Source organism: Peribacillus frigoritolerans, assembly GCF_001636405.1.
Taxonomy (GTDB): Bacteria; Bacillota; Bacilli; order Bacillales; family DSM-1321; genus Peribacillus; species Peribacillus frigoritolerans.
In genome coordinates this window covers 107,231-121,133 of sequence record NZ_KV440950.1, presented here as the reverse complement: position 1 = coordinate 121,133, position 13,903 = coordinate 107,231, and the positions used below count along the sequence as shown (strand labels likewise).

The window sequence follows — 13,903 nt, the reverse complement described above, 5'->3', positions numbered from 1 at the left end:
TATAGCAAAGGTGCTCCTATGTTACCCTGTAACTTTGGAGGATATGGACCATGTCTTATGAAAAAGTAATACAGGCAAAGTCAGTGATTATAGGGACGAAGCAAGCAGTTAGAGCTCTTAAAAACAATTTAATTCAAGAAGTTATCATCGCTGATGATGCAGATATATACTTGACTGGGCGTGTCGTTGAGACCGCCAAAGAATTGGATGTTCCTATCACATATGTTGATTCGATGAGAATGCTTGGCAAAGCATGTGGTATTGATGTCGGAGCAGCAACTGTTGCCATTAAAAAGTAAAAATGTTTTTGCAATAATATTTGCAAAGACTTTGTTTTTACCCATTTATGAACCACCTGGATGTGTGGTACTAGAAATGAAAACGTGAAGGGAGGAAAAATGTAATGCCTACTATTAATCAATTAGTGCGTAAAGGACGCGAGTCTAAAGAGGTTAATTCAAAATCTCCAGCACTTAACAAAGGCTACAACAGCTTTAAAAAAGCACAAACTAACGTATCATCTCCGCAAAAACGTGGTGTTTGCACTCGTGTGGGTACTATGACACCGAAAAAACCAAACTCCGCGTTACGTAAATATGCGCGTGTGCGTTTAACAAACGGTATCGAGGTAACAGCTTATATCCCAGGTATCGGTCACAACCTACAAGAACACAGCGTGGTTCTTATCCGTGGCGGACGTGTAAAAGATTTACCAGGGGTACGTTACCATATCGTACGTGGTGCTCTTGATACAGCTGGAGTTAACAATCGTATGCAAGGCCGTTCTAAATACGGTACTAAGCGTCCGAAAGCAGCAAAAAAATAATCTAAAACCAAAATTGAACTTTCTTGAAAGGAGGAAATATAATGCCTCGTAAAGGACCTGTAACGAAAAGAGACGTATTACCAGATCCAATATATAATTCAAAACTTGTGACTCGCTTAATCAACAAATTAATGGTTGATGGACAAAGAGGTAAATCACAAAAAATTCTTTACTCTGCATTTGATTTAATCAAAGAACGTACTGGCAATGAGCCGATCGAAGTTTTCGATCAAGCACTTAAAAACATCATGCCTGTACTAGAAGTAAAAGCACGCCGTGTGGGTGGAGCTAACTACCAAGTACCAGTTGAGGTGCGTCCAGACCGTAAATCGACTCTAGGACTTCGTTGGTTAGTAAACTACTCTCGCCTTCGTGGAGAAAAAACGATGGAAGAGCGTTTAGCTTATGAAATCATGGATGCTGCCAACAATACTGGAGCAGCAGTTAAGAAACGTGAAGATACACACAAAATGGCTGAAGCCAACAAAGCTTTCGCACATTATCGCTGGTAAGATTAATCACTATAAAATCCTTATAGAAGGAAGGAGAAAGACAAATGGCAAGAGAGTTCTCCTTAGCAAACACTCGTAATATCGGTATCATGGCTCACATCGATGCTGGTAAAACGACAACAACAGAACGTGTTCTATATTATACTGGTAAAATTCACAAAATCGGTGAAACGCACGAAGGTGCTTCACAAATGGACTGGATGGAACAGGAACAAGAACGCGGAATCACGATCACTTCCGCTGCAACAACTGCGCAGTGGAAAGGTCACCGTGTAAACATCATCGATACACCGGGACACGTAGACTTCACAGTTGAAGTTGAACGTTCTTTGCGCGTACTTGATGGAGCTGTAGCTGTACTTGATGCCCAATCAGGTGTTGAGCCTCAAACTGAAACGGTTTGGCGCCAAGCTACAACTTATGGTGTACCACGTGTCGTATTCGTAAATAAAATGGACAAAATCGGTGCAGACTTCTTGTATTCAGTTGGAACTATCCACGATCGTTTACAAGCTAACGCTCACCCAGTTCAGTTACCAATCGGAGCAGAGGATCAATTCTCTGCAATCATTGACCTAATTGAAATGAAAACTCATTTCTACGGTAATGACCTAGGAACTGATATCACTATCGGTGAAATTCCTGAAGAACACCGGGAATTAGCTGAAGAATACCGTGAAAAGTTAATTGAAGCAGTAGCAGAAGTTAATGAAGACTTAATGGAAAAATACCTTGGCGGCGAAGAAATCAGCATTGCTGAATTAAAAGCAGCCATCCGTACAGCAACCGTTAATGTTGAATTCTTCCCAGTTATCTGCGGATCGGCTTTCAAAAACAAAGGTGTTCAATTAATGCTTGATAACGTTATCGACTTCCTTCCTTCTCCATTGGATGTACCAGCTATCAAAGGTACATTACCGGATTCAGAAGATGAAGTTGAACGTCATTCAGATGATTCTGAACCGTTCTCTGCTTTAGCGTTTAAAGTTATGACTGACCCTTACGTTGGTAAACTTACATTCTTCCGTGTGTACTCTGGTACACTAGAATCAGGATCTTATGTAATCAACTCAACTAAAGGAAAACGTGAGCGTATTGGACGTATCCTTCAAATGCACGCAAACAGCCGTGAAGAAATTTCTACTGTATATGCAGGAGATATCGCAGCAGCCGTTGGTTTGAAAGATACTACAACTGGAGATACTCTATGTGATGACAAGAACCAAGTAATTCTTGAGTCCATGGTATTCCCAGAGCCAGTTATCTCTCTATCAGTTGAGCCGAAATCAAAAGCAGACCAAGACAAAATGTCTCAAGCTTTACAAAAGCTTCAAGATGAAGATCCAACATTCCGTGCGCATACTGACCAAGAAACTGGTCAAACGATCATCGCTGGTATGGGTGAACTTCACTTGGACATCCTTGTTGACCGTATGCGTCGCGAATTCAAAGTGGAAGCAAACGTTGGTGCTCCTCAAGTAGCATACCGTGAAACTTTCCGTGGCTCAGCTAAAGTTGAAGGTAAATTCGTTCGCCAATCTGGTGGTCGTGGACAATTCGGACACGTATGGATCGAATTTGGTCCAAACGAAGAAGGTAAAGGATTCGAATTTGAAAATGCTATCGTCGGTGGTGTAGTACCACGTGAATATATCCCTGCTGTACAAGCTGGATTAGTTGATTCACTTGACCGTGGTGTACTTGCTGGTTACCCGCTAGTCGACATCAAAGCTAAATTATTCGACGGATCTTACCATGACGTTGACTCCAATGAAATGGCATTTAAAATCGCTGCATCTATGGCACTTAAAAATGCAGCATCTAAATGTAGTCCTGTCATCCTTGAACCGATCATGAAAGTGGAAGTAGTTATTCCAGAAGATTATCTAGGCGACATCATGGGAGATATCACATCTCGTCGTGGTCGTGTAGAAGGTATGGAAGCTCGCGGTAACACGCAAATGGTTAAAGCGATGGTTCCACTATCTGAAATGTTCGGATATGCTACATCTTTACGTTCTAACACTCAAGGACGCGGAACATTCTCTATGCACTTCGATCATTATGAAGAAGTACCTAAGAGCATTTCTGAAGAAATCATCAAAAAAAATAAAGGTGAATAATTGATTTTCATCTCTTATTAAAGTATAACTATCTTATGTAAGCTGTGATGGAAGAATTAGTCTTCTTTCACAGCCCCTATATACTTAATTTTTTATTTATAATTTTAAGGAGGAATTCCTAATGGGAAAAGCTAAATTTGATCGTTCAAAACCGCACGTTAACGTTGGAACAATTGGTCACGTTGACCATGGTAAAACAACTCTAACTGCTGCAATCACAACTGTACTTGCTAAATCTGGTGGAGCTGAAGCTCGCGCTTATGACCAAATCGATGGTGCTCCAGAAGAAAGAGAACGTGGTATCACAATCTCTACTGCACACGTTGAGTACGAAACAGCTACTCGTCACTATGCACACGTTGACTGCCCAGGACATGCTGACTATGTTAAAAACATGATCACAGGTGCTGCACAAATGGACGGCGGAATCCTAGTAGTATCTGCTGCTGATGGCCCAATGCCACAAACTCGTGAGCACATCCTTCTTTCTCGTCAAGTAGGTGTACCATACCTAGTAGTATTCATGAACAAATGCGACATGGTAGATGACGAAGAACTTCTTGAATTAGTAGAAATGGAAATCCGTGATCTACTATCTGAATACGAATTCCCTGGCGATGACATTCCAGTTATCAAAGGATCTGCCCTAAAAGCTCTTCAAGGAGACGCTGCTTGGGAAGAAAAAATCCATGAATTAATGACAGCTGTTGACGAGTACATCCCAGAACCAACTCGTGACACTGACAAGCCATTCATGATGCCAGTTGAGGATGTATTCTCAATCACTGGTCGTGGAACAGTTGCAACTGGTCGTGTTGAGCGTGGACAAGTTAAAGTCGGTGACGTTGTTGACATCATCGGTTTCAACGAAGAGTCTAAACCAACAACTGTAACTGGTGTTGAAATGTTCCGTAAACTTCTTGACTATGCTGAAGCTGGTGACAACATCGGTGCACTTCTTCGTGGTGTATCCCGTGAAGATATCCAACGTGGACAAGTTCTTGCGAAACCAAGCACTATCACTCCACACACAAAGTTCAAAGCTGAAGTTTATGTTCTTTCTAAAGAAGAAGGTGGACGTCACACTCCATTCTTTACAAACTACCGTCCTCAGTTCTACTTCCGTACAACTGACGTAACTGGTATTTGTAACCTTCCTGAAGGCGTAGAAATGGTTATGCCTGGAGATAACATCGAAATGACTGTAGAACTTATCGCTCCAATCGCTATCGAAGAAGGTACTAAATTCTCTATCCGTGAGGGTGGACGTACTGTAGGCGCTGGCGTAGTTGCTACAATCCAAGAATAATTGATTGATAAAACAATATTGGAAGGGACGCCTTCCGGAAGAAGCAGATGGGACGCCATCTGCTTCTTTTTTATTTGTAAAGAATATTCATTCTTTCTTCTATAATAACTGGAGTTTATTTAATGGGTTTCTTGATAATTACAAATGAAGAAAATGGATACGAAAGACCTCGTAGAATGTACTTGTAAATACTTGTGATAGTATGTATAATAATAAAAGTGTGTTGCACAAGAAAAAATATAAGTTTGACTTGCATTTCACTTGTGTTATATGTATAATAGACAATGTTGGTCTTTGACTGCGATGATATGGAAGGTTGCTGACACACCCGGCCGCTTTGCCATGGCGAGTGTGTGGGAAATTTCCATTGAGAAGGTCTATTTTAAAATAGGCGAAAAGGAGGGAAAATTATGGCAAAACAAAAAATTCGTATCCGTTTAAAAGCATATGATCACAGAATCCTTGATCAATCTGCTGAGAAAATTGTTGAAACTGCAAAACGTTCTGGTGCGGCTGTATCTGGTCCGATTCCATTACCTACTGAAAGATCGGTATACACGATCCTACGTGCGGTTCATAAATACAAAGATTCTCGTGAACAATTCGAAATGCGTACGCATAAACGTCTAATCGACATCGTTAACCCAACTCCACAAACAGTTGACTCATTGATGCGTTTAGATTTACCATCAGGCGTTGACATTGAAATTAAATTATAATTCATATAAATATGAACAATTACTCTAGGAGGTGTGACTTATGACCAAAGGAATCTTAGGAAGAAAAATCGGTATGACTCAAGTTTTTGCTGAAAACGGTGAACTTATTCCGGTAACAGTTATCGAAGCTGCTAATAACGTGGTTCTTCAAAAGAAAACTGTTGAAACTGATGGCTATGAAGCAGTTCAAGTTGGTTTTGAAAACAAACGTGAAAAGCTTTCTAACAAACCTGAAAAGGGCCATGTTGAAAAAGCAAATACTACTCCTAAGCGCTTCATTCGCGAATTCCGCGGAACGGATCTTACTGAATATGAGATCGGTCAAGAAGTCAATGTTAGTATTTTCGCTGAAGGCGATTTAGTAGATGTATCAGGAATTTCAAAAGGTAAAGGTTTCCAAGGCTCTATCAAGCGTCATGGACAATCTCGCGGACCTATGTCTCATGGTTCTCGTTACCACCGTCGCCCAGGTTCAATGGGTCCTGTAGCTCCAAACCGCGTATTCAAAGGTAAACTTTTACCAGGACGTATGGGTGGAGATCAAATCACTGTTCAAAACTTAGCTATCGTTAAAGTTGATGTTGAACGTAACCTACTATTGATCAAAGGTAATGTACCTGGTGCTAGAAAAGCATTGATCAAAGTTAAATCTGCTGTTAAAGCAAAGTAATTTCTGAGAAAGGAGGAGCAATAGAATGCCAAAAGTTACATTGTTCAACCAAACAGGTTCACAAGTTGGCGACATCGAACTAAATGAATCCATCTTTGGTATCGAACCTAATAATCACGTATTATTTGAAGCAATCATCATGCAACGAGCTTCCTTACGTCAAGGAACTCATAAAGTTAAAAACCGTTCTGAAGTTGCAGGCGGTGGACGTAAACCTTGGAAACAAAAAGGAACTGGACGTGCGCGTCAAGGTTCTATCCGTTCTCCACAATGGCGTGGCGGTGGCGTTGTTTTTGGACCAACTCCAAGATCTTACGCTTACAAGCTACCTAAAAAGGTACGTCGTTTAGCTATTAAATCTGCATTGTCTGCAAAGGCATTGGAAGAGAACATTTTGGTACTTGAAAGCTTGTCTTTCGAAGCTCCAAAAACAAAAGAGTTTGTAGCGGTACTTAAAAACCTTTCTGTAGATACTAAAACGTTAGTGGTTACTGACGGTTTAGATGAGAAAGTTGCTCTTTCTGCACGTAACATCCCTGGTGTTACTGTAGTTGAAGCTGATGGTCTTAATGTTCTTGATGTTGTTTCACACAACAAATTGATCTTGACTAAATCAGCTGTCGAAAAAGTAGAGGAGGTGCTTGCATAATGGATGCACGCGATATCATTAAGCGCCCCGTAATCACTGAACGCTCTTCAGACATAATGGCTGAAAAGAAATATACTTTTGAAGTTGATGTTAGAGCTAATAAAACTCAAGTTAAAGATGCTGTTCAAGAAATTTTCGGCGTTAAAGTTGAGAAAGTAAACATCATGAACTACAAAGGTAAATTCAAACGCATGGGCAAACATGCAGGCTATACTAACAAGCGCCGTAAAGCTATTGTTAAATTAACTGCTGACAGCAAAGAAATCGAGCTATTCGAGGCTTAATTCATTAGAGAAGGAGGGAAATACAAATGGCGATTAAGAAGTATAAACCTACCTCTAACGGTCGACGTAATATGACAACTTCCGATTTTGCTGAGATCACTACAGACAAACCGGAAAAATCATTACTTGCTCCTTTACACAGCAAAGGCGGCCGTAATAACCAAGGTAAGTTAACAGTTCGTCATCAAGGTGGCGGCCACAAGCGTCAATACCGTATCATCGATTTCAAACGGAATAAAGATGGTATACCAGGACGCGTTGCTACTATTGAGTACGATCCAAATCGTTCTGCAAACATTGCATTAATTAATTACGTTGATGGAGAAAAACGTTATATCCTAGCTCCGAAAAACCTAGAAGTAGGTTTGGAAGTTATGTCAGGTCCAGAAGCTGACATCAAAGTGGGTAACGCACTACCTCTAATTAACATCCCAGTTGGTACAGTAATTCATAACATCGAGCTTAAACCAGGAAAAGGTGGACAATTAGTCCGTTCAGCAGGTACTTCTGCTCAAGTACTTGGTAAAGAAGGCCGTTATGTACTTGTACGTTTAAACTCAGGTGAGGTTCGTATGATTCTTGCTACTTGCCGTGCTTCAATCGGTCAAGTCGGTAATGAACAACATGAACTTATCAACATTGGTAAAGCTGGCCGTAACCGTTGGTTAGGTAAACGCCCAACAGTTCGTGGATCTGTAATGAACCCGAATGATCACCCACACGGTGGTGGTGAAGGTAAAGCGCCAATCGGACGTAAATCACCAATGTCTCCATGGGGTAAACCTACTCTTGGATTCAAAACTCGTAAGAAGAAAAATAAATCCGATAAATTTATCGTACGTCGTCGTAAAAAATAACGGGATTGAGCTACGGTTCATAAATAGAACCGTAGAACAGTCACGAAGGGAGGTACTCGCATGGGTCGTAGCTTAAAAAAAGGGCCTTTTGTTGATGATCATTTATTGGTAAAAGTTGAAAAATTAAATGAAGCTGACAAGAAACAGGTAGTAAAAACTTGGTCTCGTCGCTCAACAATCTTCCCGCAATTCATCGGACACACAATCGCCGTTTATGACGGTCGTAAGCACGTGCCGGTTTATGTAACAGAAGATATGGTAGGTCACAAACTAGGCGAATTCGCGCCTACACGCACTTATAAAGGTCACGCAAGTGATGACAAGAAAACAAGACGTTAATGAGAGGAGGGCATCTCATGCAAGCTAAAGCTGTCGCTAAAACAGTTCGTATTGCTCCTCGTAAAGTGCGTTTAGTCGCAGATTTAATTCGAGGAAAACAAGTAGGTGAAGCAGTAGCGATTCTTCGCTTAACACCAAAATCTGCTTCTCCAGTCGTAGAAAAAATTCTGAAATCTGCTATCGCAAATGCAGAACATAACTACGAAATGGATATTAATAACCTAGTCGTTTCAGAAGCATACGTTAATGAAGGACCAACATTAAAACGTTTCCGTCCTCGCGCTCAAGGTCGTGCGAGTGCAATTAACAAACGTACTAGTCATATTACAATCGTTGTATCAGAAAAGAAGGAGGGGTAATCTGTGGGTCAAAAGGTAAATCCAATCGGTATGCGTATCGGGATAATCCGTGACTGGGAATCCAAATGGTACGCTGATAAAGACTACGCAGTTCTTTTGCATGAAGACATCAAAGTTCGTGAATATATCGCGAAACGTCTAAATGATGCTTCTGTTTCAAAAGTTGAAATCGAGCGTGCAGCTAACCGTATCAATGTATCTGTCCACACTGCTAAACCAGGAATGGTTATCGGTAAAGGCGGTACTGAGGTCGAAGCACTTCGTAAAGCTTTGAACCAGTTGACTGGCAAAAGAGTTCATATCAATATCATCGAAATTAAAAGAGCAGATCTTGACGCAAAATTGGTTGCAGAAAACATCGCTCGTCAATTAGAAAACCGCGTTTCATTCCGTCGTGCTCAAAAGCAAGCTATCCAACGTACTATGCGTTCTGGAGCAAAAGGAATCAAAACTCAAGTTTCTGGTCGTCTTGGCGGTGCTGATATTGCTCGTGCTGAACATTACAGCGAAGGAACAGTTCCACTTCACACACTTCGTGCAGACATAGACTATGCTCATGCTGAAGCAGATACTACTTACGGTAAGCTAGGCGTGAAAGTTTGGATCTACCGTGGAGAAGTTCTTCCTACTAAGAAGAAATCTGAGGAAGGAGGAAAATAATATGTTATTGCCAAAACGCGTAAAATACCGTCGTGAACACCGCGGTAAGATGAGAGGGATGGCTAAGGGCGGCACTGAAGTTCACTTCGGAGAATTTGGACTTCAAGCTCAAGAAGCTTCCTGGATCACGAACCGTCAAATCGAAGCAGCTCGTATTGCGATGACTCGTTATATGAAACGTGGAGGGAAAGTTTGGATCAAAATCTTCCCAAGCAAACCTTACACAGCTAAGCCGCTTGAAGTACGGATGGGTTCCGGTAAAGGTGCTCCTGAAGGATGGGTAGCAGTTGTTAAACCGGGCAAAGTTATGTTTGAAATCTCTGGTGTATCTGAAGAGGTGGCAAGAGAAGCATTGCGCCTTGCAGCACACAAACTTCCAATCAAATGCAAGTTTGTAAAAAGAGAGGAAATTGGTGGTGAAACAAATGAAAGCTAATGAAATCAAAGATCTAACCACTGCTGAAATTGAACAAAAACTAAAATCTCTTAAAGAAGAACTATTTAATCTTCGTTTCCAGTTAGCTACTGGACAACTTGAAAATACAGCTCGCATCCGTGAAGTTCGCAAATCGATTGCTCGTATGAAAACAGTTGTTCGTCAAAGAGAAATCGGTGTCACTAATCGATAATGAATGGAGGTTTGCAGAATGAGCGAACGCAACCAACGCAAAATCTACACTGGACGCGTAGTATCCGACAAAATGGATAAAACAGTTACAGTTGTTGTAGAGACCTATAAAAAGCATTCTTTATACGGTAAACGCGTGAAATATTCTAAAAAGTTTAAAGCTCATGACGAGCTAAACGAAGCTAAAGCAGGCGACGTAGTACGTATCATGGAAACTCGTCCACTTTCAGCTACAAAACGCTTCCGTCTTGTAGAAGTAGTAGAAAAAGCAGTAATCATTTAATCTAGTTCGGATTAAGCTAATTCCGAAGGGAGGTACCGTACATGATTCAACAAGAATCTCGTTTAAAAGTCGCTGACAATTCAGGTGCTCGTGAAGTGCTAACAATTAAAGTCCTAGGTGGTTCAGGCCGTAAGACTGCAAACATCGGTGATATCATCGTTTGTACAGTTAAACAGGCAACACCAGGAGGCGTTGTTAAAAAAGGTGAAGTCGTTAAGGCTGTTGTTGTCCGTACAAAACGTGGTATGCGTCGTCCTGACGGTTCTTACATTCGTTTCGATGAAAACGCATGTGTAATTATCCGTGACGATAAGAGCCCACGTGGAACACGTATTTTTGGACCTGTTGCTCGTGAATTACGTGACAATAGTTTCATGAAGATCGTTTCTCTTGCTCCAGAAGTTCTATAATATGTAAAATTTGTATAAAGCCTTTCAAGGAGGTGCCAAGCTAATGCATGTTAAAAAAGGTGACAAAGTCGTAGTCATCTCTGGTAAGGACAAAGGCAAACAAGGAACAATTCTTTCTGCATATCCGAAACAAAATCGTGTACTTGTTGAAGGAATTAACATCGTGAAAAAGCATTCAAAGCCATCTCAACTTAATCCACAAGGTGGAATTATCAGTAAAGAAGCTGCTATTCACGTATCCAATGTAATGCCACTTGATCCTAAATCAGGTAAACCGACTCGTGTTGGATATAAGATCGAAAATGGTAAAAAAGTACGCGTAGCTAAAATATCAGGTGAATCTTTAGATAAATAAGTCATAAATGAAGGGAGGTACACTAAGCAATGAGCCGCCTTAAAGAAAAATTCAAAAGTGAAATTACACCGTCATTGATGGGTAAATTCAACTATCAATCAGTAATGCAAGTACCAAACATTGAGAAAATCGTTATTAACATGGGTGTGGGTGACGCAGTTTCTAACTCGAAAGCTTTAGATACAGCTGTTGAAGAACTTACATTGATCACAGGTCAAAAACCAGTTATAACAAAAGCAAAAAAATCAATCGCAGGTTTCCGTTTGCGTGAAGGTATGCCTATCGGAGCGAAAGTTACATTACGTGGTGAGCGTATGTATCAATTCCTTGATAAGCTAGTATCTGTATCTTTACCGCGTGTACGTGATTTCCGCGGCGTTTCAAAGAAATCCTTTGACGGACGTGGAAACTATACATTAGGCGTTAAAGAACAACTTATCTTCCCTGAGATTGATTACGATAAAGTGAGCAAAGTTCGTGGTATGGACATCGTTATCGTAACGACTGCCAACACTGACGAAGAAGCTCGTGAACTACTTACTCAAGTTGGAATGCCGTTCCAAAAGTAATCTCTAAATAAAGGGAGGCGAAATCGTGGCTAAAAAGTCTATGATCGTAAAGCAAAAACGCGAACAGAAGTTTAAAGTACAAGAATATACACGTTGCGAACGTTGCGGACGTCCACATTCTGTATTACGTAAATTTAAACTTTGTCGTATTTGTTTCCGCGAACTTGCATATAAAGGACAAATTCCTGGCGTTAAAAAAGCTAGCTGGTAAAACCCGAGTTTGGGAAGGAGGTAAAATATAATGGTCATGACAGATCCTATTGCAGATATGCTTACTCGCATCCGTAATGCGAATATGGTTCGTCACGAAAAACTGGAAGTTCCTGCTTCAAAGATCAAAAAGGAAATTGCTGAGATCTTAAAAAGTGAAGGCTTCGTACGTGACTTTGAATTAATCGAAGACAACAAACAAGGTATCATCCGTATCTTCTTAAAATACGGTGCAAACAACGAACGTGTTATCACTGGTCTAAAACGTATCAGCAAACCTGGTTTGCGTGTATATGCAAAAACTGGAGAGGTACCACGCGTTCTTAACGGTTTAGGTATCGCAATTGTTTCTACTTCTCACGGAGTTTTAACAGACAAAGAAGCTCGCTCTAAACAAGTTGGCGGAGAAGTTTTAGCATACGTTTGGTAATACATTTTCACAAGAATGGAGGTGCACATTATGTCTCGTATAGGTAAAAAACCTATTGAAATCCCTGCAGGCGTAACAGTTACTGTTACTGGAAGTGAAGTAACTGTTAAAGGACCTAAAGGTGAATTATCTAGATCATTCAGTCCTGACCTTTCAATCGTTGTTGAAGAGAACGTGTTAACTGTAACACGCCCGTCTGACGAGAAGACTCACCGTTCTTTACACGGTACTACTCGCGCGCTTATCTCTAACATGATTGAAGGTGTATCAACAGGTTTCGTAAAATCACTTGAACTTATTGGGGTTGGGTACCGTGCACAAAAGCAAGGTAACAAGCTTATCCTTAACGTAGGATATTCCCACCCTGTAGAAATAGAGCCAGAAGCTGGCGTTGAAGTCGAAGTTCCTTCTAATACAAAAGTAATCGTAAAAGGTGCAAGCAAAGAACGTGTAGGAGCATTAGCAGCTAATATCCGTGATGTTCGCCCGCCTGAACCGTATAAAGGTAAAGGTATCCGTTACGAAGGCGAATTCGTTCGTCGTAAAGAAGGTAAAACAGGTAAGTAATGCCGCATAAGTAAACGAAAGGAGTGACGTAAATGATTACGAAGCTTGATAAAAATGCTACTCGTCAGAAAAGACATGCGCGTGTACGTGCTAAGCTTTCTGGAACAGAAGCTCGTCCTCGTTTAAATGTGTTTCGTTCAAACAAACACATTTACGCACAATTAATTGACGATGCAAAAGGCGTAACATTGGCAAGTGCTTCAACTCTTGATAAAGAGATCGGTATCGAAGCAGGTAGCAATGCTGAAGCAGCTCAAAAAGTTGGCGAACTTATTGCGAAACGTGCTGTTGAAAAAGGTTTCAAAGCTGTGGTTTTTGACCGCGGTGGTTACCTCTTCCATGGTCGTGTTAAAGCATTGGCTGACGCTGCTCGTGAAAACGGCTTAGAATTTTAATGGATAAGGAGGGACATAACAGATGCGTAGCATTGATCCTAATAAATTAGAACTTGAAGAACGCGTAGTTACAGTAAATCGTGTAGCTAAAGTTGTTAAAGGCGGACGTCGTTTCCGTTTCACTGCACTAGTTGTTGTTGGTGATAAAAATGGTCATGTTGGATTTGGTACTGGTAAAGCTCAAGAAGTTCCGGATGCTATCCGTAAAGCTATTGAGGATGCTAAGAAAAATCTAATTACTGTACCAATGGTTGGTACTACTATTCCTCACCTTGTGAACGGTCGCTATGGCGCAGGTCACATTCTATTGAAACCAGCTTCTGAAGGTACAGGAGTAATTGCTGGTGGTCCTGTTCGTGCGGTACTTGAATTAGGCGGAGTTAGCGATATCTTGTCTAAATCACTAGGTACTAATACACCTATTAATATGGTTCGCGCAACAATTGAAGGATTGAAGCAATTGAAACGTGCTGAAGACGTAGCTAAGTTACGTGGAAAATCAGTACAAGAACTGTTAGGATAAGGAGGGAAATCGAATTATGGCTAATAAATTAGAAATCACCCTCACTCGCAGCTTGATTGGTCGTCCTGAAGATCAACGTGTTACAGTTAACACTTTGGGTTTACGCAAAATGCATCAAACGGTTGTTCAAGAAGATAACCCTGCGATTCGCGGTATGATTACCAAAGTTGCTCATCTTGTTACTGTAAAAGAACAATAAAATAATTTTTAACTTAACAAGGAGGTG

At 40.8% G+C, this 13,903-nt stretch carries 25 protein-coding genes; all 25 read left to right on the top strand.

Going from position 1 to position 13,903, the window contains the following annotated elements:
• Positions 1-50: 50 nt before the first annotated feature.
• The 25 genes from A6755_RS00630 (at position 51) to rpmD (ending at position 13,876) form a co-directional block, all read left to right on the top strand.
• Positions 51-299 carry a 50S ribosomal protein L7ae-like protein gene (locus A6755_RS00630; protein WP_034305040.1) on the top strand — a complete coding sequence of 83 codons (249 nt, stop codon included), beginning with the start codon at positions 51-53 and terminating at the stop codon, positions 297-299.
• 104 nt (positions 300-403) lie between these two features.
• Positions 404-826, top strand: a complete 423-nt coding sequence (rpsL, locus tag A6755_RS00625) for a 30S ribosomal protein S12 (RefSeq protein WP_034305038.1) — start codon at positions 404-406, stop codon at positions 824-826.
• Between the two features lie 41 nt (positions 827-867).
• Complete coding sequence (gene rpsG, locus A6755_RS00620) at positions 868-1,338, top strand: 30S ribosomal protein S7 (protein ID WP_048677878.1); 471 nt, start codon at positions 868-870, stop codon at positions 1,336-1,338.
• Between the two features lie 44 nt (positions 1,339-1,382).
• Positions 1,383-3,461, top strand: coding sequence for an elongation factor G (fusA, locus tag A6755_RS00615; RefSeq protein WP_048677880.1), 2,079 nt, complete (start codon positions 1,383-1,385; stop codon positions 3,459-3,461).
• Positions 3,462-3,582: 121 nt separating this feature from the next.
• Positions 3,583-4,770 (top strand): elongation factor Tu, encoded by a 1,188-nt coding sequence (tuf, locus tag A6755_RS00610; protein ID WP_048677883.1) that lies wholly within the window; start codon positions 3,583-3,585, stop codon positions 4,768-4,770.
• A 410-nt stretch (positions 4,771-5,180) separates the two neighbouring features.
• Positions 5,181-5,489, top strand: a complete 309-nt coding sequence (gene rpsJ / locus A6755_RS00605) for a 30S ribosomal protein S10 (protein WP_019244375.1) — start codon at positions 5,181-5,183, stop codon at positions 5,487-5,489.
• A 40-nt stretch (positions 5,490-5,529) separates the two neighbouring features.
• On the top strand, positions 5,530-6,159 hold the full coding sequence (rplC, locus tag A6755_RS00600; protein WP_048677885.1) for a 50S ribosomal protein L3: 630 nt from the start codon (positions 5,530-5,532) through the stop codon (positions 6,157-6,159).
• A gap of 25 nt (positions 6,160-6,184) precedes the next feature.
• Positions 6,185-6,808, top strand: coding sequence for a 50S ribosomal protein L4 (gene rplD / locus A6755_RS00595; protein WP_034305025.1), 624 nt, complete (start codon positions 6,185-6,187; stop codon positions 6,806-6,808).
• Positions 6,808-7,092 (top strand): 50S ribosomal protein L23, encoded by a 285-nt coding sequence (gene rplW, locus A6755_RS00590; protein WP_034305023.1) that lies wholly within the window; start codon positions 6,808-6,810, stop codon positions 7,090-7,092. The genes rplD and rplW overlap by 1 nt, the downstream gene beginning before the upstream one ends.
• 26 nt (positions 7,093-7,118) lie before the next feature.
• Positions 7,119-7,949 (top strand): 50S ribosomal protein L2, encoded by an 831-nt coding sequence (gene rplB, locus A6755_RS00585; RefSeq protein ID WP_034305021.1) that lies wholly within the window; start codon positions 7,119-7,121, stop codon positions 7,947-7,949.
• Between the two features lie 60 nt (positions 7,950-8,009).
• Positions 8,010-8,288, top strand: coding sequence for a 30S ribosomal protein S19 (gene rpsS / locus A6755_RS00580; RefSeq protein ID WP_034305018.1), 279 nt, complete (start codon positions 8,010-8,012; stop codon positions 8,286-8,288).
• A gap of 17 nt (positions 8,289-8,305) precedes the next feature.
• Complete coding sequence (rplV, locus tag A6755_RS00575; protein WP_034305017.1) at positions 8,306-8,647, top strand: 50S ribosomal protein L22; 342 nt, start codon at positions 8,306-8,308, stop codon at positions 8,645-8,647.
• Positions 8,648-8,650: 3 nt separating this feature from the next.
• Positions 8,651-9,307 carry a 30S ribosomal protein S3 gene (rpsC, locus tag A6755_RS00570; RefSeq protein ID WP_034305014.1) on the top strand — a complete coding sequence of 219 codons (657 nt, stop codon included), beginning with the start codon at positions 8,651-8,653 and terminating at the stop codon, positions 9,305-9,307.
• A 1-nt stretch (position 9,308) separates the two neighbouring features.
• On the top strand, positions 9,309-9,743 hold the full coding sequence (rplP, locus tag A6755_RS00565; protein ID WP_034305012.1) for a 50S ribosomal protein L16: 435 nt from the start codon (positions 9,309-9,311) through the stop codon (positions 9,741-9,743).
• A complete protein-coding gene (gene rpmC, locus A6755_RS00560) occupies positions 9,733-9,936 on the top strand; it encodes a 50S ribosomal protein L29 (RefSeq protein ID WP_034305010.1) in 204 nt (67 codons plus the stop codon). The genes rplP and rpmC overlap by 11 nt, the downstream gene beginning before the upstream one ends.
• Positions 9,937-9,954: 18 nt before the next feature.
• Positions 9,955-10,218, top strand: coding sequence for a 30S ribosomal protein S17 (gene rpsQ / locus A6755_RS00555; protein WP_048677887.1), 264 nt, complete (start codon positions 9,955-9,957; stop codon positions 10,216-10,218).
• A 41-nt stretch (positions 10,219-10,259) separates the two neighbouring features.
• Positions 10,260-10,628 carry a 50S ribosomal protein L14 gene (gene rplN, locus A6755_RS00550; protein WP_034305005.1) on the top strand — a complete coding sequence of 123 codons (369 nt, stop codon included), beginning with the start codon at positions 10,260-10,262 and terminating at the stop codon, positions 10,626-10,628.
• 43 nt (positions 10,629-10,671) lie between these two features.
• Positions 10,672-10,983: a 50S ribosomal protein L24 gene (gene rplX / locus A6755_RS00545; protein ID WP_034305002.1), complete on the top strand. Its 312-nt coding sequence runs from the start codon at positions 10,672-10,674 to the stop codon at positions 10,981-10,983.
• 29 nt (positions 10,984-11,012) lie between these two features.
• Positions 11,013-11,552, top strand: a complete 540-nt coding sequence (gene rplE / locus A6755_RS00540; protein ID WP_048677889.1) for a 50S ribosomal protein L5 — start codon at positions 11,013-11,015, stop codon at positions 11,550-11,552.
• Positions 11,553-11,577: 25 nt separating this feature from the next.
• Positions 11,578-11,763, top strand: a complete 186-nt coding sequence (locus A6755_RS00535; protein ID WP_034304998.1) for a type Z 30S ribosomal protein S14 — start codon at positions 11,578-11,580, stop codon at positions 11,761-11,763.
• A 30-nt stretch (positions 11,764-11,793) separates the two neighbouring features.
• Positions 11,794-12,192, top strand: coding sequence for a 30S ribosomal protein S8 (rpsH, locus tag A6755_RS00530; RefSeq protein ID WP_034304995.1), 399 nt, complete (start codon positions 11,794-11,796; stop codon positions 12,190-12,192).
• 30 nt (positions 12,193-12,222) lie between these two features.
• Entirely contained in the window at positions 12,223-12,759 is a 537-nt protein-coding gene (rplF, locus tag A6755_RS00525; RefSeq protein WP_048677892.1) for a 50S ribosomal protein L6, read from the top strand.
• Between the two features lie 32 nt (positions 12,760-12,791).
• Positions 12,792-13,154 carry a 50S ribosomal protein L18 gene (rplR, locus tag A6755_RS00520; protein ID WP_034304989.1) on the top strand — a complete coding sequence of 121 codons (363 nt, stop codon included), beginning with the start codon at positions 12,792-12,794 and terminating at the stop codon, positions 13,152-13,154.
• A gap of 22 nt (positions 13,155-13,176) precedes the next feature.
• Positions 13,177-13,677: a 30S ribosomal protein S5 gene (rpsE, locus tag A6755_RS00515; RefSeq protein WP_034304987.1), complete on the top strand. Its 501-nt coding sequence runs from the start codon at positions 13,177-13,179 to the stop codon at positions 13,675-13,677.
• Between the two features lie 16 nt (positions 13,678-13,693).
• Positions 13,694-13,876, top strand: a complete 183-nt coding sequence (gene rpmD / locus A6755_RS00510) for a 50S ribosomal protein L30 (RefSeq protein ID WP_034304984.1) — start codon at positions 13,694-13,696, stop codon at positions 13,874-13,876.
• Positions 13,877-13,903 lie beyond the last annotated feature (27 nt).

Excerpts from the sequence above, each read along its gene's own strand:
- A6755_RS00630 (WP_034305040.1), top strand. The coding sequence starts at position 51 with ATGTCTTATGAAAAAGTAATACAGGCAAAGTCAGTGATTATAGGGACG.
- rpsL (WP_034305038.1), top strand. The coding sequence starts at position 404 with ATGCCTACTATTAATCAATTAGTGCGTAAAGGACGCGAGTCTAAAGAG.
- rpsG (WP_048677878.1), top strand. The coding sequence starts at position 868 with ATGCCTCGTAAAGGACCTGTAACGAAAAGAGACGTATTACCAGATCCA.
- fusA (WP_048677880.1), top strand. The coding sequence starts at position 1,383 with ATGGCAAGAGAGTTCTCCTTAGCAAACACTCGTAATATCGGTATCATG.
- tuf (WP_048677883.1), top strand. The coding sequence starts at position 3,583 with ATGGGAAAAGCTAAATTTGATCGTTCAAAACCGCACGTTAACGTTGGA.
- rpsJ (WP_019244375.1), top strand. The coding sequence starts at position 5,181 with ATGGCAAAACAAAAAATTCGTATCCGTTTAAAAGCATATGATCACAGA.
- rplC (WP_048677885.1), top strand. The coding sequence starts at position 5,530 with ATGACCAAAGGAATCTTAGGAAGAAAAATCGGTATGACTCAAGTTTTT.
- rplD (WP_034305025.1), top strand. The coding sequence starts at position 6,185 with ATGCCAAAAGTTACATTGTTCAACCAAACAGGTTCACAAGTTGGCGAC.
- rplW (WP_034305023.1), top strand. The coding sequence starts at position 6,808 with ATGGATGCACGCGATATCATTAAGCGCCCCGTAATCACTGAACGCTCT.
- rplB (WP_034305021.1), top strand. The coding sequence starts at position 7,119 with ATGGCGATTAAGAAGTATAAACCTACCTCTAACGGTCGACGTAATATG.
- rpsS (WP_034305018.1), top strand. The coding sequence starts at position 8,010 with ATGGGTCGTAGCTTAAAAAAAGGGCCTTTTGTTGATGATCATTTATTG.
- rplV (WP_034305017.1), top strand. The coding sequence starts at position 8,306 with ATGCAAGCTAAAGCTGTCGCTAAAACAGTTCGTATTGCTCCTCGTAAA.
- rplP (WP_034305012.1), top strand. The coding sequence starts at position 9,309 with ATGTTATTGCCAAAACGCGTAAAATACCGTCGTGAACACCGCGGTAAG.
- rpmC (WP_034305010.1), top strand. The coding sequence starts at position 9,733 with ATGAAAGCTAATGAAATCAAAGATCTAACCACTGCTGAAATTGAACAA.
- rpsQ (WP_048677887.1), top strand. The coding sequence starts at position 9,955 with ATGAGCGAACGCAACCAACGCAAAATCTACACTGGACGCGTAGTATCC.
- rplN (WP_034305005.1), top strand. The coding sequence starts at position 10,260 with ATGATTCAACAAGAATCTCGTTTAAAAGTCGCTGACAATTCAGGTGCT.
- rplX (WP_034305002.1), top strand. The coding sequence starts at position 10,672 with ATGCATGTTAAAAAAGGTGACAAAGTCGTAGTCATCTCTGGTAAGGAC.
- rplE (WP_048677889.1), top strand. The coding sequence starts at position 11,013 with ATGAGCCGCCTTAAAGAAAAATTCAAAAGTGAAATTACACCGTCATTG.
- rpsH (WP_034304995.1), top strand. The coding sequence starts at position 11,794 with ATGGTCATGACAGATCCTATTGCAGATATGCTTACTCGCATCCGTAAT.
- rplF (WP_048677892.1), top strand. The coding sequence starts at position 12,223 with ATGTCTCGTATAGGTAAAAAACCTATTGAAATCCCTGCAGGCGTAACA.
- rplR (WP_034304989.1), top strand. The coding sequence starts at position 12,792 with ATGATTACGAAGCTTGATAAAAATGCTACTCGTCAGAAAAGACATGCG.
- rpsE (WP_034304987.1), top strand. The coding sequence starts at position 13,177 with ATGCGTAGCATTGATCCTAATAAATTAGAACTTGAAGAACGCGTAGTT.
- rpmD (WP_034304984.1), top strand. The coding sequence starts at position 13,694 with ATGGCTAATAAATTAGAAATCACCCTCACTCGCAGCTTGATTGGTCGT.